This window comes from Streptomyces sp. NPDC050485, from assembly GCF_044458185.1.
GTDB lineage: Bacteria > Actinomycetota > Actinomycetes > Streptomycetales > Streptomycetaceae > Streptomyces.
Window position 1 is genome coordinate 69,667 of the sequence record NZ_JBITHR010000029.1, and the last position, 18,345, is coordinate 88,011.

Sequence of the window (18,345 nt, forward strand, 5' to 3'; positions counted from 1 at the left end):
AGCCACCTGAGCACCGCTGTCTCGTCTCAACGAACCGAGTCGGGACCGATTCGTCTCATCGAACTCAGTCGCCGCAGGCCAACGACAGGTAGCCACGGAGGCGATCTGGGAGCGGCCGTCTCAACGAAGTTAGTCGCCCCAGGTCAACCGCTTGCCGACGACTGGGTTCGATGAGAACGGACAACCGCAGCCTCAGGCCGGAACCTCAACAGGGAGGGGAAGGCGGCAGCGGTCCGACAGTTCCCGATGCACAAAAGGCCCGGCTTCCCGCGTGAAGAGGATCACGGGGAAGCCGGGCCTTGGTCCTACCTGTTGAGCGTGTCAGTCCACCCAGGTCGCGATCGGACAGGGTCGCGGTCATGCAGCGGCTACTCCCTCGATGGCGGCGCCCAGGAGCGCGACGGCGCCGGGCTCATAGGGGTCGGTGAACAGCCCGCGCTCGCTGACTTCGAATAGCGCGGGCCGCGTCGTGCAGTGAGACGGGTTAAAGCAACGAATCCCGCCAGTCCAGCGCAGAGTTGAGGTAGTCGACACCTTGAGAGCGTGCCGAGTTCAGGTCAGGAGCAGCGTCGGATGCGGTCCAGATCTGCATCGAGGACGGCAAGGTCAGGATGGTCTCGTAGCTGCTGCTCGCCCGCCCACTCCTTGAGGTCGGCCTTGTGTGCGGCCTGCACGGCGTCGACTGTGGTGCCGGTCATGATGGCGAGGGCTCCCTGATCCATGAGGCTCAGACCACGGAACCGGTTGGCTGGGGCGAATGTGGAAGCAAATGTCAGCGGCGCAGCCGCTGCCCGCGTCGGTGAGTTTCTCGAACAACCATCGCCGGAACCAAGTGTCCTGGGTCTCCCAGGCAGGGTCGTAGTTGTCGTACTCGGGGTCGTCGTGGCCCGGTCCGATGACGGGCATGAGTGGTCCTTTCCAAAGCTGCGATGGGTAATGCGGGAGGCTCTTCGTCGCGATACCTCAGCCAGAGATGTGAGCCCGCCCCCTGAGACGACAAAAGGCCCCGCCCCTCCGGACACACCGGAGAGACGAGGCCTCGTCATGTGGTCTGAGCAGTGGCGGCGGAGCAGTGATCGAAAGCCGCCCCGGGCCGATCGGGGTGGTTCTTCAGCGGCGGTGTAGCAGGGTGCGCCACGAGCGGCGGGGTGGCGTCTTAGCCGCGAGAGCTTCGGCCCACTGCCGTGCTACCTCGTCCATCTGCCGCTCCGCGTAGTAGTCGGGTTCGCAGTTCTCGCCCTGGCAGACGGGGCAGCAGTGGGGGTGGTCGGCGATGCTCGCCGGAATGCGGCAGCCGAGTTCTTCGCAGGTGGGGAAGGTGGGGTCGTCGCCCATGCCGTCGCAGTAGGGGCAGGGCGTGAAGCGGTAGTCGATGGGGGCGCCGGCCAGGTCGCCGTGCAGGGTGGCGAGTCCGGGGACGCCCAGCTCGCGCAGGAGCGCGTCGGCGCTGAGGATCTGCCGGGCGAGGGTGGTCTGGTGGTGCTCGGTGAGCATCCGGACGGCGGTGCACCAGGCGAGGCTGGAGCGGTCGATCTCCGGCGTGGGGCTCATCCAGCCGTACTCATCGGTGGTGAAGGGGCCTGCCGGGACGGTGAGCGGCATGTCCAGGCTGGCGAGTTCAGCGGTGACCTCGGTGACGCGGTCGGTGAAGCGGTCCATGTATGTGGTCATCGGGCGGACTCCGTTTCGCGGGCGGGGCGGGTCCAGGGCAGGGCGAGGCCGTCGCCCGCGGTGCGGGGGAGCAGATGACCGTGCAGGTGCCGGACGGTCTGGGTTGCCGCGTCGCCGCAGGAGGTCACGTAGTTCCACTGGCCGCCGATCTCGGCAGCCAGTTCTGCGGCGCGGTGCTGGGTGGTGGCGGAGACGACCGGGTCGACGGTGAAGTCGTCGACGTGACCGCGCGGGATGACCAGGAGGTGCCCGTTGGTGCAGCCGCCGCTGCGGGGCGCGATCGCGATCGTGTCGTTCCATTGGCGGACGATCTCGGCTGGTGCGCCGTCGTGGACGATCGCGCAGAACGGGCAGCCGGGGCGCGGGTGTTTGCGGGGGACCGGCGGCCGGTCGATGTGGTGGTGGGTGACGGCGACGCGTAAGCCGTGGTCGCGGAGCCGACTGCTGATCGCGGAGGCGACAGCCGGGGCGCGGTGGCGGCCGTACCAGCAGTTGACCAGGAGTTGGACGGGGCGGCCGTTCGCGGCGGTGAGCAGCGCGGTGAGCTCGTGGAAGGCGTCGTCGATGATGCGGGCCGCGCCGGGGGTGCCCAGGACGTAGGAGTTCACGTCGGCGTCCAGGCCGGTCTGGCTGGCGATGGCGTCGGCCATGGTCGGGTCGTCCGGCGGGTTGAGCAGCTGGTCGGTGAGGTTGATGGAGAGGACGGCGGCGCGGTAGCGGGGCGGCGGGGCGTCCTGCCAGCGGGCGCCGAAGGAGTCGATGAACACGTCGTACGGCATGGGCTCTCCGGGAACGGAGGCGGGGGGGGGGGGGGGGGGGGGGGGGGGGGGGGGGGGGGGGGGGGGGGGGGGGTCGGGCCTGGGGGGTGCGCTGTAGTCTATTAACCTGTCGTTCGTGTTGGGGTCTCGGGTACCGGTGGCGGGGGGGCCGGGGGGCGGCCCGCCCCGCGGAGCGGGTGGTGGGTCAGCGGGTGGCGAGGGCGGCGCGGTGCTCCTGGCGGTGCTCGATGGCGGCCGGGTCGGCGAACAGCTTGAGGTAGTGCGGCTTTCCGACGGCGCCGTGCTCGCTGCACACGACCTGGAACTGGGCGCGGCCGGTGCAGCCGGATTCGGGGTCGCGGGGCCGGCCGGAGGTCTTCACCTCGTGCTCGCACTTGGTGAAGTCGGCGTGCTGGGGCTCGATACTGACGGTGATCCGGGCCATCAAGGGCTCCTTGTCTCGGTGTTGGCGCTCCGGGTGGGGTGTTACTGGGGCGAGGTGTCGGTGACCACGAGGAACTCGTCGCTGTCCAGGTCCATGACGACCCGGGCGTCCTTGCCCTGGGCGTGCTGCTGGGCGGCGTATGCGTCCGCGGGCCACGAGCCGCGCGGGTGACCGGCGGGGAATCGCTCCAGCACGGTCCGCGTGGAGATGTCGGGCATCACGGGATCTCCGGGTCGGGGAAGGGGAGTTGCGCCACGGCGGGGCCCTTGCGGGGGACCGGCGGGCACGGTGGGGTGGGCGGCTCGGTGCGGATGAGGTCGGTCTCGGTGAGGAGACCGAGCTGTCCGGCAGCGGCCGCGCGGGCGGCGCGGGTGATCGAGCGGGTCACCTTGTGGTGGCCGTGGTCGATGCGGAGGTGGCAGCGCTGGCAGGCCGCCAGGAGCACCTCCTCCCTCACGTCCTCGGGGGTGTGGTTGAGGTGAGCCGTGGTCAGCAGCACCTCGGAGCCGGTATCCGGGTGAGGTTGGCCGTGGAGGGCGGGGCAGCGCCCGCCGGGGTGCTCCAGGCCGCACTGCCCGGAGCACTCACAGCGGCTGGCCGCCCGCCCGAACCGGATCCTGGCGCTGATCTCGGGCCAGTTGTCCGGGTAGCGAGCGAGGTTCTCGGGACGGATCGGCACGACGGCTCCTTCACGCGTCGTCGGCCGCCGGGCCGCGCCCCTCGAAGGCGTCGATCAGGGCGCCGATGGCGGCGGGGCCCGATGCCTCACCGACCCACGTGCCGAACTCGGTGAAGACCGGCACACCGTCGCGATCGGCGTCGAACACCACGACGTACGGGCCGAACCGCTCCAGCGTCATGTGCAGGATCGGGCCCGGGGCGGCGTCCAGGACTTCCAGGCCGTCGACGGTGAACTGGGCGGGCTGGTCCGGCTCTTCGTGCTGGACGACGATCCCGGAGACGCGGAGCAGGTCACCGGGCTGTATCTCGGTGAGCACCGCGTCGACGATGCGAGGGTCGTAGGTGGTGCAGGAGAACACCGTGTCGGGGTCCGGGTCGCCGGGCGAGACGATCAGGTCGAAGCAGGCGGTGCCCGCTGTGGTGCCGGGCTCGGGGATGGCGTCGACGTAGCCGTCGACCGCGAGGTGTGTGGTGTCCATCAGCTTGCCTCCGCCTGCGGTCGGGCGGTGCGGTCGGTGCGCAGGGCGTCCAGCAGCAGTTCCTGGTTGTGCTGCTGCTCGGCGCGGGTGAGTGGGCTGCACCAGGGCCGGGCCGTCCGGGACCACAGCGGGTGGGGGGCGGGCTCGGGGTAGGCCAGGGTGTGGTCGTCGGCGCACTGTCCTAACCGGGCCTGCGCGCGCTGGATGGAGTCCATACTGGGGATCTCCTTCTCGTCTTGTACGGGATGGATGGGCCCGGGGCGGCCGACTGGTTTTCCGGCCTTTGGCGGCCGTCCCGGGGCAGAGCTACAGCTCGAGGTCGCTCACGCGGGTCCAGCTGTACGGGTTGTTCCAGCGGCCCGCCTCCGCCTCGGACCAGTCGAGCTCCCAGCCCACGCGGTAGCCGCGGGCTCCCCAGCCGTCCGGCCGCTGGTCGGGAACCTCGCTCCCGGCCTGCCGCGCGGCGCGCGCGGCGTCGTACACCTCGTGCACGATGCGGACCGCTTCGGCCATGGAGTCGGCCTTGCCGGCGAAGATGTGCGTGCCCTGAACGGCGGGGTTGTCGGTGCGGTGTATGGGGACGTCGACCTCGTAGAAGTACGGGTTGTCCATGACGTCCAACTCCCTTCGTGGTGCGGCTGGTCGTGAGGGACCACCGCGACCGCCCCGGCCCCCGCGCAGTGCGGGGGCCGGGGCGGCATGGAGCGTCCGTCGCGTTAGTCCGCGGCCGGGGGAGCGGACAGCGCCCGGCAGGTACCGGCGTGCTCTGCGGCAGCCGCACGGATCACGTCGAAGTCCTGGGCGCGGGTGCCGCTGTGATCGCGGCAGCCGGTGCAACGCCACCAGGCAGGACCCGGGGCGTGCATCTGGTAGTCGGGCCACGGGAACGCGCCGGTGACCTCCACCTCGGCTCCACCGCCGGCGCGGCCGTCGAATCGGACCCACAGGTGCTCGGGCCCGCCGTGGGACGGCGCGTCCAGCCGCAGCAGGATGTGACCGGTGGCGGTGAGGCGGATCTCCCGGTCGTGTTCGGCGGCCTGCAGGAGCTGAAGGAGACGGGCCCGGCCGCCGAACCTCGTGGATCCCGGGATCGTCTGCAGGACGGTCCACAGCTCGGAGCTGGTGGTGCGGTCCGCGAGAGAGCGCGTGTACTCCAGCAGGTGCAGCAGGACGTCGTAGGCGTCGCCGCGCTCGATGATTCCGCTGAGCCTGCTGACCTTGAGGCCGGTGAACAGGTCGTCGATGGTGCCGGTGCCGGAGGTGGTCATGGGGACGCTCCTTGTCGGAATGGCAGATGGATGGTGACCGGGGTGCCCAAGTCGGCGGTCAGGCGCGGTAGACGGGCGGGCGGACTCCGGCACGGAGTTCACGCTGCTGGAGAGCCAGGGAGGCGATGGCGACCGCAGCGCGGACGCGCTCCAGGCGCGTACGGGAGTTCGCGGTCACCGGCGGCCGCCGGGGCGGGTGGTGAGCCAGGTGGTGACGGCGGCGGCACCGATGCCGATGGCGCGGTGCAGTGCCGCGTCCAGCTCCATCCACGCACTGCCCGGCCCGGTCAGCTCGGAGGTGGCTTTGCCGTCGTCGTCGAGACGGACCGCCTGGCAGTGCTCGATGTAGCCAGTCTTCTTGGCCTTTTTCGCCAGCCACAGCAGTAAGGCACCGCGGTCGATCGCGGCGTGCGTCGAGGCGTTGATGGCCGCGCCGGCGAGCAGCGCGGTCGGGGTGACGCGGTAGCCGAACGCGCGGGTGATGCCGATGGTCGCGGCGAGCTGTACGGCGGTGTAGGACGCGACATGGCAGGCCACTGCACGCCTGCCGAGCGTGCTGATGGTCATGGTCGGGCGGGTGGAGTCCGGCGTGGCGGGGGAGCCGTCGGCGTGGACCAGGTCCTCGCCGCACAGCCGCTTCCGTGAAGCTGTCTTCGACCCCTGCACCCATTGGTCACAGGCAGGATGCAGCTCGCCGAAGGTCGCCAGCAGGGTGCCGAAGAGGGCCAGGCGCTCGGTGGTCAGGGACAGACGGGGCATGCTGGGGTTCTCCTGATCTCGGGTTCGAGTGAAGGGGCGGGGCGGCCGGCCTCTTGCCGATGCTGCGGTCGACCCCGTGTGCGCCTTCGCCCCGGCCCGCGTGGCCGGGGCGAAGGTCGCTCAGAACGGCGGTTCGTCCGGCCAGGCCGGGATGGGCAGGGAGCCGGATGCGGATCTCGCGCCGGATCGACCAGCAGCCGCACGCCTCCATCTCCGGGTTCGCGCCGCCGACCCACCAGCCGCCCGCGCCCCGGCAGTCGGGGCAGGAGCGGCGGGCGACGGGTGTGAGGTGGATGCGGTGGCGGTCGGCGTACAGCTGCCAGTGGCCGACCTTGAGGACGGCGGCGGCCGCCGCGACCGTGGCAGGCACAGCGGCCGCGACCAGAGCGGCGGTTCGGGCGCGCACGGTCAGAGCCGGCCGAGGGGCTGGACGGTGAAGCCTTCCGGTGTCCAGGTCTCGGGGGCGGGGGCGGGGCGGGTGAACAGGCTGCTGAGCATCGGTGACTTCTCCTTCGGGTAGGTCGTTATTCAGGCGGCCAGCCGGTGGGTGACCAGGGCCGTGGACGCGAAGTAGGTGTCGGGACTGGGCTCATAGCCCTTGTCGCAGGGGTCGCAGCGGCCCTGGGTGCGCAGCGGGAGGCAGAAGTAGTAGCGCCTCTGGCACTCGGGGCAGGTCGACCTCGCGGCCATCGCCCGGTCCAGCGCCCATTCCTGCGCGAGCGTCGGCGTCCGCTTGGGCCGGGCGAGGTTTACGTCGTAAAGCCAGGCCCGGGTGGGGTGGTTACACGACTGGTCGGGCCGGTACGCGCAGTACTTGCAGCGTAGGACCGCGACCGGGGCGTGTCCGCCGGGGCTCAGGCCCCTCTCGCGCAGCTGCCTGCGGGTGATCAGGCCCTCGGGACAAGTGCGCCGGTCGAACTCCTCCAGCGTCGCGGAGCTGCGCGGCACCTTCTTGACCTCGCGGCGGCGCCCCTTCTTCCGGGGGCGGGGCATCACCTGCTCCAGGTGCCGGGGAGCCGGGCGGGGTGCTGCGGGTAGCGGGGGCCGGGGCGTTGCGGGCGGGGCCGGCCGATCCGGCGGCGGGGGCGGGGAACGAGCACGGCGAAGTTCCTCCAGGACGACGTGGGCGGGCAGGCCGGTTGGACGGGGTCAGGGGGAGCGGGTGAGGCCGGGAAATGGCTCGACTGAGGTGCTGGGGCTGGGGCTGCTGTGGGTGGGGCAGGGGGGAGCGGGCTGGGGGTCGGCGCCGCTGGAGCCGCTGCTCAGCTGCCAGCCGAGGAAGACACCGGCCAGGAGCAGCACGATGTGCCGGTTGACCTTCCACCAGCTCGCCTTGGGGAGCTCGGTGACCATGCCGATGGGTTTCGGGGGCTTCGCCAACGCTGCTTCTCCTCATTGGGGTTCGGAGTTCGTACGGGCCGGATGGCCTGTCCGGTCCTCGCACACCGCGCCGGAGCGGGTGGGCGAGGGCCAGGCAGAGCGTCCGGTAGTCAGTCGCGGAACCGGCAAGGGGTGTGGGGGTGCTGTTCGGCGGCCGGGGGCTGGGCGGGGACGTGGATCTCGGGCTTGACGGTGACCACGCGGCGGCGCAGGGTCAGGCCGCGCATCGCGAACGCCGACAGGAACGTCCAGGCGAGGACGGCGAGTCCGGCCGCGATGGGGCGGCTGGTTGCCGGGGTGGTCGTCCAGACCATGGACACGGTGGCCGCGCCCCACGCGGTCCACATCGCGCGCACTCCGTTGTTCCGGGAGAGGTAGCCGAGGACCAGGCCGACGATGCCGGTGAGCAGCCACAGCGTGTAGACGGTGGAGCCTTCGACGGCGAGGCCGGCGGAGTGCTGCGCGATGTACGTGCGCACCGGCTGGTCGACGACGGCGACCACGCCGCTGGAGGTGTCGACGCCGACCTGCACCTTGGGCACGGCGGTGAGCAGCTGGTGCAGCGCCTCGAGGACGACTTCACCGGCGGCCTGGGCCATCAGCACGGCGAAAGAGACTCCGGCCACCATCAGGACGGCGCGGATCCAGGGGGCCATGTGCCGAAGGCCGTCCTCGGGGGCGCTGAGGATGTCCTCCCACATGGTGTGCAGGACGCCGTCCTCTTCCCACGCGGTGTTCCACCAGGCGCGCAGCGCGGCGAACCGCGGCTCCTTGGGCGGCGCCTTCGGGAAGGGCACGGGGAGGTAGGTGAGCTCCTGGCGGTTCTGGCCGTGGGTGTTGTCGTTGGACTGCACGGGGCAACTCCAAGGGTGTCGGTGGGTGGGCACGGAGAAGAGTGCGAGTGGGCCACGCGGTGAGCGGCGGGCCTGGAGGAAACGGCTGCAGGTCGGCGGGCAGCCCCCGGGGCCGGGGTCGATGACCACGGCTGCGACGGGACCGGCTGCGACTGGCCGCAGGGCCGGAGGGCCTGTCCCGCACCCGAAGCCCGGCTTGTGCGGCGGGTGTCGGATGCGAGGCAGGGCGTCCGGAGTTCAGCGGACGTTGTTGCGGGTGCGGGAGAACATCCCGCGCTGGGTGCTGGTGTTGTTGATCTGCGTGTTCTGGGTGACTGGGCCCTCGTACACGTTCTTGGTGACCGCGCCTCGTGCCTTGCTGATTGCGCCGCCGATCGCGGTGGCGACCATGGCGACGCCCGCGAAAGGGAGGGTCACCATCAACACGCCGTAGAGCGTGACGGAGGCCAGGCCCTGGAGGACCAGCCAGGCCCCGCAGCCGATGCCGGTGATGCCGGCGCCCACGCCGATGCTCGCGACGGCGATCCCGGCCGCCCAGGCGGGCACGATCCGGCGGTCGTCCTGATGGACGGGCGGGGTGTCGCCGTACGCGGGCAGCGGGCTGTCGTCGCGGAACGACGTCGGGATGTGCCGCACAACGGGCACCTCAGGGCGGAAGTTCTCTTCGATGATCCGCTGTGCTTCGGCCTTGGCTTCGGCGTCGGTCATCGGGCGGGTGATGCGATCGGCGTCCACGGTGTTCTCCATCCGGGCAGATGCGGGGCGCCCTCCCGGCCGTGATGACAGGGAGGGCGCCGGGGCGGGGGAGCGGGGCTGTTCAGCCGATGCTGCTGAGCATTCCGGCGACGCTGCTGATGAAGCCGGTGACGGCGGGGGCGATGCCGGTGGAAGCGAGGGTGAAGCCGAACAGGACGGCAGCGAGGGCGGGCCAGATGCGCAGGGAGCCAGTGCGGAGCAGGAGCAGCACGGCGATTCCGGCGAGGACGACCAGGGAGACGGTCAGCGCCACGGTGGGAAACTCCTTCGCGAAGGTCGGCGTAGATGACAGCGATGTGGGGGCGCCCTCCCGGCCGTGGCGGCGGGGAGGGCGCAGAGGGTGAGACAGCAGGGGCGCGCCGGGGTCGGTCCCGGGCACCGCTAGATCACATGGCGAGACTGATCAAGCCAGATGCATCCCTCGGGGCGATCTTGTCCTCGCCTCGCAGGGTGCTGATCGTGGTGCGCACGGAGCCGAGCTTGGCTTCCTTCCCGCCGTCCTCATCGAGGGCCGCGCGAAGGTCTGCCTCGGACAGGGGACCGGACTCCAGTGCCGAGAGGATCCGCTCCTTGAGCGTCCTGGGCATCGGCGGCAGCGACTCGGACTCGGCTTCGTCGCCCTCGCTGTACTCCAGGTCGTCGCCGTCCTCTGCCGCCGCCTGGCCTCCCTTGGCGTCCTTGGGCGGCGGGAAGATCAGTTTCAGGGGCTCACCCGGAGGCGGTGCGGAGCCGTAGAGCTGCCGGATCACCGGGTCGTAGCCCTCGTGCGGTGAGAGCGAGCCGACCAGGAAGAAGCGCGCCATCGACGTCGGCCGGGCCGACGTCAGGTGGTAGCACATACCCTGCGAGTTCGGCTTCTCCTTGCTTCGGTCGACGGGCGCTCCCCATCGCTGGATACGACGGGCGCGCCCGAGGATCTTCGGGATGGGCTGGAGGTTTTCACCGGTCGGCAGCAGGCCGTCGCCTACGAGCGAGGCCATCATCTGCGAGCTCCACCGAAGGAGGATGACCTCGCCTTCCTTGAGCATCGCTCGCAGGGTGTCGCTGCCACCGAGTTCGTCAAGGTGGCCGGCCTGCGCGGCGAGCACGATGCCAATGCCGACACTGCGCCCGGTCCGGCCGATCTCCTTAATCAGCCGGGCCGCCTCGGCCCTGAACGGGCTGCCCTTCTCCAGCAGGCGGTTGGCTTCGTCGATGACGACGTACTCAAGCGGGTCCGGATTGTTGATCAGGAACCCGGAGCGGCCCATGTCGCCGTACCGGTTGAACCGCGCTTCGGCCTTGGCGACGGCGGCCCGCAGCAGGCCCATCGCCTCTTTCAGCGTCCGTACGTGCGTGGCGACGTTGCCCTTCGCCTCGGGCACGGACTGCCCGCCCTTGAGGTCAGCGAGGTGCACGACGATCCCGTTGCGCTTGCACGCGGCGAGGAACGCCTGAAGGGCACGGCTCTTACCGGCGCCGGTCGTGCCGAAGATGATGATGCGCTGGGCGTTGCCGGTCTCGGGGTCGTGCACCCGCATCCGCAGCGGCTCGCCGTCGTAGTACGAGCCGATCCGGATGCAGCCGTTCTCATCCAGCTCAAGGTCTTCGAAGGTGATCGCCCGCATCTTCGCGAGCGGGTTCACGGGGAAGACGCGGACGACGGCCTGGCGGCCCCGCCCCTGCTCGAAGATCACGCGCGAGGGGTCGTCGACCTCCAGGAGGTCGCACAGGGCGTCATGGTCGGCGCCCTTCACGCCGCCCGGCCTGGTGCGCAGCATGTACTCGCGCATCACCTCCTGCTTTTCCTCGACGTGGTTCTTCGCGAGGGCGGCCGGCGTCACGGGTTGACCTCCTTCGACATGTCGTATTCGTTGATCTCGGTGAGGGTCACACCGGGCAGCGCGGACCGGCCGATCTCCGCCCACACGTCCTCGTCAGCCACGGGGGCGGCCTCGGGCTTGGGGCCGATCAGCAGCATCGCGACTCCGGCGCCGTGCCCGGGAATCGGTTCGATTTCGAGCAGCTGCTCGGGGACGTTCATCAAGGCCGACAGGCGCTTGACCTTGATGTCGGGTACGGGCTCGCCCTGCTCGATCGCGGCGAGCGCGACGGCGACGCGGCGGCGGTCCTCGATCGCCCGCACGGCGATCACGCGCGTGCCTTCGGCGACGCCGTCCTTCTTCGCCGCGTTCAGGGCCCACCACCGGCCCGCCGGGTCGTCGGGGAGTTCGACGGCGACCTCGACCTCAGCGCCGGTGGCGTCCTGGCCGTCCTCGGTGCCGTCGGTCTCGACGACGGGCTCGGGCCACTTCGCGACCCGCTTGGCGAGCTGACCGGGACGCAGCCACCACACTCCGGCCGTCCACAGCGCGGCGACGCCGCCCTGGACCAGGCGGCCCGCGGTCGCGTCCCACACCAGCTCGGTGACGAGGTTGGAGACGAGCAGGGTGTGCGGCGCCAGGTAGATCGTGAAGACGATCGGCTTCTTCATCGGGTGGGCGAGCTGGAGGCGGGGCGACAGGAACGCCCCGCCCAGCCCGGCCGCGATCGTGGTGAGGATCGCGGGCACGGTGCCGGCGTCGGTGAACAGTCCCGCAGCCATGGCGCTGCCGCCCGCGAGGGTCGCGAGCCGGCCGACGCCGCTGATCGCGGCCGAACCGGCGCGGCGGGTGGTCTGGATGTACGTGCGCAGCGGCATCGTCGGCACTCCTTTCAGGTGTGCGGAAGGCGCCGGCCCCTCGTGCGGGGACCGGCGCCTTCGGGATGGATGGGGTCAGCGGTTGCTGTACCACTCGCGTTCGGCGACGTCGTACGGGCCGGCCTGCATCGCCTCGTTGACGTCGCCGTAGTCGCTCTCGTGGTCACGGGCCGCGTTGTCGAACTCGGTCGACATCTCCGCCGCCTCAGCGGCGAGCGCGTCGGCGAGGGCAAGGGACTCCCGCATCGTGGCCGCCGCGTCATGGTGCGAGGAGGTCACCGAGTCGTCGACGGCCAGCGACGCGGCGACGTCGGCGAGCCCGTCGACGGTCTTCGCGCAGTCCTCGACATACGAGTACGCGCCCTTCACGGCCTGCGAGAGCAGCCGCATCGCCACCGCCGCGATCCCCAGACGGGCGATGACGAGCATGAACGTCATCGCGTCGGCGATGACGTCGACGATGCGGCCGCTGCGCTCGGCAGGCAGATCAGCCGGAGCGTCCATCCCCTCGCCGGGGACCGGCAGGTCGGATGCACCGGATGCGGCGACCTCCGCGCCGCTCTGGACGTTCGTCGGCTCGATCGCGCCGCCGCTTTCGGATTCGGTGCTCATGATCAGGCCCCACTTCGGTCGTGGTACTCACGCTCAGCCGGGGCGACGTGCCCGGCTTCCTTGACCCGGTCGGCGCGCAGCTTGTCGGCCTCGACGGCGGTGTCGCGCGCCGAAAGGATCGCCTCGGACGCGCGCGGCAGGGAGTCGCGCAGCGCTTCGGCCTTGTCCTGCACGCTCCCGGCCCGCTCCATGAGGCGGATGCACCACTTCACGAGGACGCCGGGCACCTTCTTCTCGATGCACATCGCGTACAGCGATTCGAGCCCGGACTTCAGGCCCTCACACTTCGAGGCAACGAGGTTCATGTGATCGACGCCCTGAAGGATCTGCTCGCCCATCTCTTCGTCGGACTCGATCAGGTCGTACACGGTCAGGTCGGCGTCGACGAACTGGGTGTCGCCGACCTCGCCGACGGAAACGGCTGTACCCATGACGATCGGGCTCTCTTTCGGTACGGAGCGGGTGGGCGTGACCTGACCGGATGATCCGGCGGGCAGCTCCCTGCGACCTGTGGTGATGCCGGCGGGCTGACGTCGCCGCGGCTCGGGCCGGATGACCTCGAGGTCGACCTTGTAACTGACGTCCCATCCGGGCGGAGGGCGCAGCCACTCGCCGTCACCGCCGGGCATCGCCCCGGGGCCGCTCGTGCTGCGGTCCGTCCTGCGCCGCCGACGCGTCTTCGGCCCCGTCGTGCTCCCCTTCGGCTTCCGCCGCCAGCTGCGCGGCTTCTTCTTCGGGGGCACCTTCGGTGTCTTCTTCGTCCCGCCCTTCGAGCCGCCGGGCTTGGGCTTCTTGGTGAGGTCGACCTTCTCCGTGTCGTCCTTCTTGGTCGTGCCGTCACCAGCCTTGGGCTTCTTGGTCAGGTCGACCTTCTCCGTGTCGTCCTTCTTCGCCCCGGTCCCGTCACCGGCTTCCGGTTTCTTGGTCAGGTCGACCTTCTCGTCAGGCTTGCCCTTGCCGGTCTCCTTCGGGTCCTTCGGGCCTGTGCCGCCCGCCTTCTCACGCTCGCGCTTCGCCTTCCGCTTCTCGGCCTTGCGCTTGCGCCGGTCGGCAGCCTCGGCTGCCGCTTCCTTCCTGGCCGCCGCGCGGTCGGCCAGGTCGGCCTTGCGCTGATCGGCCGCGGCCTGGCGCTGAGCCTTCGCGTCATCGTTCTTCCGCTGCTGCCGCCCCGTCGCGAGCTTCCCGAGCGTGCCCGGGGACTTCTTCGCCCCGCTCGGTGAGCCCTTACTTGATCCCGAGCCGGACGACCCGGTGCCGCCTCCCGCCGCGCCCTTCGAGCCCCTACCCGATGAGCCCGACCCCGAGGTGCGCGAGCCGCTGCCGGCAGTTCCGTTCTTCGATCCCTTCGGCCCCGCGCCCGACCCCGAGCCGCGGCCGCCGGCCCCGGTGGAGCCGTTGGCCGTGCTGCCCCGGCCGCCACCCTTCGGTGCGGGCTTCTGCTGCTGCCCGAAGGTGCCGCGCCCGGAGCCGCCGCCAGCGCCGGACCCGCCCGAGCGGCCGCCGCCCTTGCCGGTCGCGCCGCGTCCGAACTGGGCTGCGGGCTGCACGCCCTTCTTCGCACCGGCCGCCGTATTGGCGACCTTCTGCTTGTCGGCCGCCTCACGCGCCTTGTCGGCGACGGCGTCGTGATGCTCACGCCGCGCCTTCAGATAGTTCGCCACCGACCAGGTGCCGCGCAGCGCCGCGACAGCGATCGCCGCCATCGTGACCATCGCCATCGAGGCCGTCGCCCGGGCCGGTGTCCCGGTTCCGCTTGAGGCGTTGGCAACCATCTGCGGGGCGACGTCGTCCGGGTCGACGGTGCTCGGATCGTCGCCATCACCGGGGGTGGAGAACGGCAGGAAGAAGTCGGGCGGCGGGGCCAGATCACCAGGGGTCGGCGGGGGCGGAACCTCGTCGTCGGGAGCGCTGCCGGGGGGTGCCAGATTAGGCATGGGGAGCGTGATGACGTCCGCGCCCCGACCGTCGTCGGTCATCTTTTCGTCCTCACTTGACGTAACGGCCCTGCCTCGCGTACGCGCGCGCGTGACGCGCGCGTGTGGCGACAGCCGGTGCGGCCGGATTCCTTGATTTGAACGTTGATTTTGAACGCGGAGAGTTACGAGCCGAAGCCCTTCTCCTTCAGGTACTTCCCGAGCTGGTCGGCCAGTGCCGCCCACATCGGATCGTCGGCGGGAAGGTGGGCCCGCGCTGCGTCGACGAGGACGACAACCTGGTCGCGAGGGGTGGCCGCCCCGTTGATCCGGGGCGACCACAGCTCGAAGGTGAGGCGCTTCGACCGCGCAGGATCTTTGCCCGGCATCACGCGCCCTTGTTGAGGTGCGCGAAGAACGGGTTCGTGTCCTGGGCGGGTTCCGCTTGCGGTTCGGGCGCGTCGATCTGCCGCTGCCCGCCGCCGGCCTTCAGCTCCTTCAGGCGCTGCCGGTCGGCCTCCTTCTCGGCCCGCTTATCGGGCAGTTCCTCGTAGCTGCGCCGGTACCGCGCGCTGTACGCGGTGAGCTGGACGATCACGTCCTCAAGGTCCGCGACGACCTTCGCGAGCGGCCGGACCGTGTGCTTTGCCCGCAGCTTCGCCTGAAACGGCAGGTCACCGGGAAGCTTGTCGGCCTCGCTCAGATCGGCCTCGATCTCGGCGAGCAGGGCCTTCGACTCCGCAAGCAGGGGCGCGAGGTACTGCCTGCGCTGCTCGATGAACACCCGCCGCTTATCCGGGCCTTCCGCGAGCAAGTCGGGCGTCCACACTCCCCTGCGCGGCTGCTTGTCGTCGCTCATCAGGGCTTCTCCTCTATCGGGTTGTGCATTCGGGGTCGGCACCGATTCGGGCCTGGGGGGCGTTCCCGCTCGGGGGTGGGAACGGACGATCGGCCTGCCGGCCGTGGCCGTCACCGGTCCGCGCTCGGTGTGCGAGCACGGACCGGTGGCGACCATGAGCGGCAGGTGGATCAGGTCAGGTACTTGTCCGCGTCCGACGGACGCAGCAGGCCGGCTCCCTTGAGCAGGCGCACCGCCCGGTCCTGGTTGACCCGGAGCTGGGTGCGCACGCGCGAGACGTTGACGAAGCCGTCTTCCTCGCGCGGAAGCTCTCGTACGGCGGGCAGCAGTTCGGCGTCCGTACGAGCCGGGGTGGCCGTACTGGTACGCCCGGCGCTGTCCGTGCCGCCGGTACGCAGGTGGCCGTTGGCCGTACTGGTACGGGCGTCGGGAGCGCCGTTCGCCGTGGCTGTACGAGCGGTGACCGTACTGGTACGCGTCCCGCCGTCGTACACCGCCGCGCTGGTACGGCCGGAGTGCTCCGTACTAGTACGACCGCCCCCCGAAGAGGGAGCCTGTACGCCGCTTGTACGGCCGCTGTACGCGCTGGTCACGCCCGCATTCGCCCCTGCCGGGACGGCGGCGTGCGCGCCGTTGCGTACAGGCTCCGTACGAGCCGCGCCGGGGACCGTACTAGCGGGCGGCGTACTAGCCGCCGCGCCGTACGAGCCCGTACCAGCGGGGGTGGTACGCGCGTGCTGTGTACCAGTCGCGCCGTCCGTACGAGCGGCCGTACTGGTACGTCCGTCCGTACCGGACGCAGTGTCCGTACCACCGTGGCCGTCCGTACCAGCGTCGTGCATCAGGGAGTGGACGCGCCAAATGACAGCCACGAAGATCAGCACCACGAAGGTGGTCAGCGGCCATGGCGCCGCCCCGCCCGGCTTGACGATGTGCGCCTGCTCGGACAGGTGGTAGATCACGTTCGCCGACGCCATCAGCGTCAGCGCCGCCGGGATGTCCCGCTTGGCGCGGAACGCCGTCACGCAGTACACGTCCAGCGACACCGGCAGCAGCGGAGCAACGTACGCGTTGATCCCGACCATGCGGGCCAGCTCGTACTCACCGGAGGCGGCCAGGCCGACGCCGGCGGCCAGCGCGATCCACGGCGCGGTCTTCCACGCCTTGCGACCGAGCCGCTGATGCCAGCCCCGGAACTTGGAGTTGGCCTTCTTGGCCTCCCGGGCCTCTTCCAGCATCCGGCGGGCGCTGGCCTCAGCAGCCTGCGCTCGATCGATGGTGCCCTTGGCCTTCTTCTCCGCCTCGCTGGTGATGCGGTCGGCCTCCTTCTGGGCCGCCTCCCGCAGCTGGGCAGCGAAGGCCGTCGCCTCACGGCGAAGCCGCTCACGCTGTTCCTCGCACGCCTTGCGCAGTCCAGCGAGGTCAGCGTCCAGGGCGGCACGCTTCTCGGCTGCCTCCTTGTCGAACGCCTCGCCCATCGCGCGCAGCTCCTCGCGCAGTTCGGCACGGGCCTTCTCCGCCTCGCCATGAGCGTCAGCGACAGCCTGGTCCGCCTCGCGCCGACGGGAGTCGGCGGCGGTGACGGCGTCGGTGTAGAGCTTCTCGCCCTCTGCCCGGCGGGCGTCGTAGGCGGCGGCCGCCGTCGTGGCCAGGCTGGTGATGCGCTCGTGGGCCTGGTCGACTTCACGCTGGACGGCGGCCCGCAGCTGGTCGGCCTGCTCCTGGGCACGGGCGAGGATCGCCGCGGCCTCCGCGCGGCGGGCGGTGACCAGCTCGCCGATCTCCGCTAGGTCGGCCTCCACCAGGCGGCGCATCTCGGTGACCTGCGTGCGGGCCAACTCGTGGTCGGCAGCCGCCTGTTCGGTCAGCTCGGCAACCTGGGCGCGCGCTTCCTCCAAGAGGGAGTCGGCGCGGTCGCGGGCCTCGGACAGGAGCCGGTCGGCCTCGCCGCGCGCGGCCTCCACCGTCTCCTTGGCCTCCGTGCGCTGGGCCGTGGCTTCCTGGTCGGCCGTCTCGGTGATGCCCTCGGCACGCGTGCGCGCCTCGGACAGCATCTGCGCGACCTGCTCGTGCGCGGCGGTGACGGTGCGCACGGCCTGGCCTTCGGCCTCCGTCTGGAGGGCGGCGGCTTCCTCACGGGCGAGGTCGATGATGTCGGCGGCCCGGTCCCGCAGGTCTGCAGTGCGGTCGACAACGTCGACCATGTGGGGTTCGGCATCGGGGTGCACCGCGGTGTCGGTGACCTCGGGCTTGTTGGAGACGGCCGCCGACTTCGCCGCCTTGGCGCGCGCGCCGCGGGGCTTCGGGGTCGCCGCGGTCTGGCGCTGGCGGCGAGGGGTCTTGGTAGCCACGGGGGTGTCCTCTCTTCCGGGCGCCTCCGTGCAGAAGGGGCACCGTGGGTCGGTGGCGGTCGGTAGGGTCGTGACCAGGCCCTCCGAGGCCCCGGCACTTCAGGTACCGGGGGCTCGGAGGGTCGTTCTGCCGGGGCAGTTGGTCAGCGATGGGCGGGAGCTCGCCGGCTGGGGGCGACGAGGCCGGTGCGCCCGGACTCGTCGAGCCAGCTCTGGGCGTGGTCGCGGTCATGAGCGCCAGCGATTTGGGCGAGGCCGTCATCGGTGGTGGCGTACGCGGACCACGTCGTACCGTCGCCTTCAGTTTCGGCCTGGGCAGCGGTGATCTGGCTGGTGAGCCATGCGGGGAGCGACATGTGGATCTCCTCTTGGGAAGGGCTGTGAATCGGGGCCTGTCCGGCTCCTTGTCACCGCCCGACCCGGCCGTCAGGAGTCGGCGGTCGGTGCGGGCGGATCGGGCAGCCGTCAGACCGCGACCGCGGGGCGGTGCGGGGCGATGACCTGGCCGTCGGGGAGGAGCTCGCCGGTGTCCTCGAAGAGCAGGACTCCGTTGCACAGCAGGCTCCAGCCCTGCTCGGGGTGGCCGGCCACGACCTTCGCGGCCTCACGGTCCGCGCTGAACGCGGTCGGGCACGTCGGGGTGTGCCTGCACAGCGACTTCGGCAGCCGGCGGGTGGTGGTCGCGGTGTCGAGCTGGGTGCTGCGGTCCATGAGCTCTCCTGGCGAGGGGACGGGCCCGAGACTCTCCCGGACCAAAGGCGTGCGAAAGGTCGGGCGCCCCGGGTGGGGGGGGGCCGCCGGGGTGGAAAACGGGGTGCGGGGGGGGGGTGTTTGTTTCGGTCCCCCGGGGGGGCCGGCAGCCCGCGGGGGGGGGGGGGT

At 71.1% G+C, this 18,345-nt stretch carries 25 protein-coding genes; all 25 read right to left on the reverse strand.

The window, feature by feature from the left end; genetic code table 11:
- Nucleotides 1-557: 557 nt before the first annotated feature.
- Nucleotides 558-698: a hypothetical protein gene (locus ACIBK6_RS36575; RefSeq protein WP_399056871.1), complete on the reverse strand. Its 141-nt coding sequence runs from the start codon at nt 696-698 to the stop codon at nt 558-560.
- A gap of 412 nt (nt 699-1,110) precedes the next feature.
- Nucleotides 1,111-1,671, reverse strand: a complete 561-nt coding sequence (locus tag ACIBK6_RS36580; RefSeq protein WP_399056873.1) for a hypothetical protein — start codon at nt 1,669-1,671, stop codon at nt 1,111-1,113.
- Nucleotides 1,668-2,450, reverse strand: coding sequence for an HIT family protein (locus tag ACIBK6_RS36585; RefSeq protein ID WP_399056875.1), 783 nt, complete (start codon nt 2,448-2,450; stop codon nt 1,668-1,670). The genes ACIBK6_RS36580 and ACIBK6_RS36585 overlap by 4 nt, the downstream gene beginning before the upstream one ends.
- 184 nt (nt 2,451-2,634) lie before the next feature.
- A complete protein-coding gene (locus ACIBK6_RS36590; protein WP_399056877.1) occupies nt 2,635-2,874 on the reverse strand; it encodes a hypothetical protein in 240 nt (79 codons plus the stop codon).
- A 41-nt stretch (nt 2,875-2,915) separates the two neighbouring features.
- The gene (locus ACIBK6_RS36595; protein ID WP_399056879.1) at nt 2,916-3,092 is read right to left on the reverse strand and encodes a hypothetical protein; all 177 of its coding nucleotides are present in this window, start codon (nt 3,090-3,092) and stop codon (nt 2,916-2,918) included.
- The gene (locus tag ACIBK6_RS36600) at nt 3,092-3,553 is read right to left on the reverse strand and encodes a hypothetical protein (RefSeq protein WP_399056881.1); all 462 of its coding nucleotides are present in this window, start codon (nt 3,551-3,553) and stop codon (nt 3,092-3,094) included. The genes ACIBK6_RS36595 and ACIBK6_RS36600 overlap by 1 nt, the downstream gene beginning before the upstream one ends.
- 10 nt (nt 3,554-3,563) lie before the next feature.
- Nucleotides 3,564-4,034, reverse strand: a complete 471-nt coding sequence (locus ACIBK6_RS36605) for a hypothetical protein (RefSeq protein WP_399056883.1) — start codon at nt 4,032-4,034, stop codon at nt 3,564-3,566.
- A complete protein-coding gene (locus ACIBK6_RS36610; protein ID WP_399056884.1) occupies nt 4,034-4,249 on the reverse strand; it encodes a hypothetical protein in 216 nt (71 codons plus the stop codon). The genes ACIBK6_RS36605 and ACIBK6_RS36610 overlap by 1 nt, the downstream gene beginning before the upstream one ends.
- Nucleotides 4,250-4,340: 91 nt before the next feature.
- Nucleotides 4,341-4,646, reverse strand: coding sequence for a hypothetical protein (locus ACIBK6_RS36615; protein ID WP_399056886.1), 306 nt, complete (start codon nt 4,644-4,646; stop codon nt 4,341-4,343).
- Nucleotides 4,647-4,750: 104 nt separating this feature from the next.
- Nucleotides 4,751-5,302 carry a hypothetical protein gene (locus ACIBK6_RS36620; protein WP_399056888.1) on the reverse strand — a complete coding sequence of 184 codons (552 nt, stop codon included), beginning with the start codon at nt 5,300-5,302 and terminating at the stop codon, nt 4,751-4,753.
- Between the two features lie 174 nt (nt 5,303-5,476).
- The gene (locus ACIBK6_RS36625; protein ID WP_399056890.1) at nt 5,477-6,061 is read right to left on the reverse strand and encodes a hypothetical protein; all 585 of its coding nucleotides are present in this window, start codon (nt 6,059-6,061) and stop codon (nt 5,477-5,479) included.
- 528 nt (nt 6,062-6,589) lie between these two features.
- Entirely contained in the window at nt 6,590-7,054 is a 465-nt protein-coding gene (locus ACIBK6_RS36630) for an RRQRL motif-containing zinc-binding protein (protein ID WP_399056891.1), read from the reverse strand.
- A gap of 156 nt (nt 7,055-7,210) precedes the next feature.
- Complete coding sequence (locus ACIBK6_RS36635) at nt 7,211-7,441, reverse strand: hypothetical protein (RefSeq protein ID WP_399056893.1); 231 nt, start codon at nt 7,439-7,441, stop codon at nt 7,211-7,213.
- 110 nt (nt 7,442-7,551) lie between these two features.
- Complete coding sequence (locus ACIBK6_RS36640; RefSeq protein WP_399056895.1) at nt 7,552-8,295, reverse strand: hypothetical protein; 744 nt, start codon at nt 8,293-8,295, stop codon at nt 7,552-7,554.
- A gap of 237 nt (nt 8,296-8,532) precedes the next feature.
- Nucleotides 8,533-9,042, reverse strand: coding sequence for a hypothetical protein (locus ACIBK6_RS36645; protein ID WP_399056897.1), 510 nt, complete (start codon nt 9,040-9,042; stop codon nt 8,533-8,535).
- 70 nt (nt 9,043-9,112) lie between these two features.
- Nucleotides 9,113-9,304, reverse strand: a complete 192-nt coding sequence (locus tag ACIBK6_RS36650; protein WP_399056898.1) for a hypothetical protein — start codon at nt 9,302-9,304, stop codon at nt 9,113-9,115.
- Between the two features lie 133 nt (nt 9,305-9,437).
- On the reverse strand, nt 9,438-10,874 hold the full coding sequence (locus tag ACIBK6_RS36655; protein ID WP_399056900.1) for a DNA/RNA helicase domain-containing protein: 1,437 nt from the start codon (nt 10,872-10,874) through the stop codon (nt 9,438-9,440).
- Nucleotides 10,871-11,731, reverse strand: coding sequence for a hypothetical protein (locus ACIBK6_RS36660; protein ID WP_399056902.1), 861 nt, complete (start codon nt 11,729-11,731; stop codon nt 10,871-10,873). Before ACIBK6_RS36660 ends, ACIBK6_RS36655 begins: the two co-directional genes overlap by 4 nt.
- A gap of 75 nt (nt 11,732-11,806) precedes the next feature.
- Nucleotides 11,807-12,343: a hypothetical protein gene (locus tag ACIBK6_RS36665; protein WP_399056904.1), complete on the reverse strand. Its 537-nt coding sequence runs from the start codon at nt 12,341-12,343 to the stop codon at nt 11,807-11,809.
- Nucleotides 12,344-12,345: 2 nt separating this feature from the next.
- On the reverse strand, nt 12,346-14,319 hold the full coding sequence (locus ACIBK6_RS36670) for a hypothetical protein (RefSeq protein WP_399056905.1): 1,974 nt from the start codon (nt 14,317-14,319) through the stop codon (nt 12,346-12,348).
- Between the two features lie 122 nt (nt 14,320-14,441).
- Nucleotides 14,442-14,645: a hypothetical protein gene (locus tag ACIBK6_RS36675; protein WP_399056907.1), complete on the reverse strand. Its 204-nt coding sequence runs from the start codon at nt 14,643-14,645 to the stop codon at nt 14,442-14,444.
- Entirely contained in the window at nt 14,645-15,115 is a 471-nt protein-coding gene (locus ACIBK6_RS36680; RefSeq protein WP_399056909.1) for a hypothetical protein, read from the reverse strand. Before ACIBK6_RS36680 ends, ACIBK6_RS36675 begins: the two co-directional genes overlap by 1 nt.
- 170 nt (nt 15,116-15,285) lie before the next feature.
- Nucleotides 15,286-17,466, reverse strand: coding sequence for a hypothetical protein (locus tag ACIBK6_RS36685; protein WP_399056911.1), 2,181 nt, complete (start codon nt 17,464-17,466; stop codon nt 15,286-15,288).
- 143 nt (nt 17,467-17,609) lie between these two features.
- Nucleotides 17,610-17,822, reverse strand: a complete 213-nt coding sequence (locus tag ACIBK6_RS36690) for a hypothetical protein (protein ID WP_399056913.1) — start codon at nt 17,820-17,822, stop codon at nt 17,610-17,612.
- Nucleotides 17,823-17,931: 109 nt separating this feature from the next.
- On the reverse strand, nt 17,932-18,120 hold the full coding sequence (locus ACIBK6_RS36695; RefSeq protein ID WP_399056915.1) for a DUF5999 family protein: 189 nt from the start codon (nt 18,118-18,120) through the stop codon (nt 17,932-17,934).
- Between the last annotated feature and the right edge of the window lie 225 nt (nt 18,121-18,345).

Bases quoted from the DNA above. Each gene is read 5' to 3' on its own strand.
- ACIBK6_RS36575 (WP_399056871.1), bottom strand. From the start codon at position 698: ATGACCGGCACCACAGTCGACGCCGTGCAGGCCGCACACAAGGCCGAC.
- ACIBK6_RS36580 (WP_399056873.1), bottom strand. From the start codon at position 1,671: ATGACCACATACATGGACCGCTTCACCGACCGCGTCACCGAGGTCACC.
- ACIBK6_RS36585 (WP_399056875.1), bottom strand. From the start codon at position 2,450: ATGCCGTACGACGTGTTCATCGACTCCTTCGGCGCCCGCTGGCAGGAC.
- ACIBK6_RS36590 (WP_399056877.1), bottom strand. From the start codon at position 2,874: ATGGCCCGGATCACCGTCAGTATCGAGCCCCAGCACGCCGACTTCACC.
- ACIBK6_RS36595 (WP_399056879.1), bottom strand. From the start codon at position 3,092: ATGCCCGACATCTCCACGCGGACCGTGCTGGAGCGATTCCCCGCCGGT.
- ACIBK6_RS36605 (WP_399056883.1), bottom strand. From the start codon at position 4,034: ATGGACACCACACACCTCGCGGTCGACGGCTACGTCGACGCCATCCCC.
- ACIBK6_RS36610 (WP_399056884.1), bottom strand. From the start codon at position 4,249: ATGGACTCCATCCAGCGCGCGCAGGCCCGGTTAGGACAGTGCGCCGAC.
- ACIBK6_RS36615 (WP_399056886.1), bottom strand. From the start codon at position 4,646: ATGGACAACCCGTACTTCTACGAGGTCGACGTCCCCATACACCGCACC.
- ACIBK6_RS36620 (WP_399056888.1), bottom strand. From the start codon at position 5,302: ATGACCACCTCCGGCACCGGCACCATCGACGACCTGTTCACCGGCCTC.
- ACIBK6_RS36625 (WP_399056890.1), bottom strand. From the start codon at position 6,061: ATGCCCCGTCTGTCCCTGACCACCGAGCGCCTGGCCCTCTTCGGCACC.
- ACIBK6_RS36630 (WP_399056891.1), bottom strand. From the start codon at position 7,054: ATGCCCCGCCCCCGGAAGAAGGGGCGCCGCCGCGAGGTCAAGAAGGTG.
- ACIBK6_RS36645 (WP_399056897.1), bottom strand. From the start codon at position 9,042: ATGGAGAACACCGTGGACGCCGATCGCATCACCCGCCCGATGACCGAC.
- ACIBK6_RS36660 (WP_399056902.1), bottom strand. From the start codon at position 11,731: ATGCCGCTGCGCACGTACATCCAGACCACCCGCCGCGCCGGTTCGGCC.
- ACIBK6_RS36665 (WP_399056904.1), bottom strand. From the start codon at position 12,343: ATGAGCACCGAATCCGAAAGCGGCGGCGCGATCGAGCCGACGAACGTC.
- ACIBK6_RS36670 (WP_399056905.1), bottom strand. From the start codon at position 14,319: ATGACCGACGACGGTCGGGGCGCGGACGTCATCACGCTCCCCATGCCT.
- ACIBK6_RS36675 (WP_399056907.1), bottom strand. From the start codon at position 14,645: ATGCCGGGCAAAGATCCTGCGCGGTCGAAGCGCCTCACCTTCGAGCTG.
- ACIBK6_RS36680 (WP_399056909.1), bottom strand. From the start codon at position 15,115: ATGAGCGACGACAAGCAGCCGCGCAGGGGAGTGTGGACGCCCGACTTG.
- ACIBK6_RS36690 (WP_399056913.1), bottom strand. From the start codon at position 17,822: ATGTCGCTCCCCGCATGGCTCACCAGCCAGATCACCGCTGCCCAGGCC.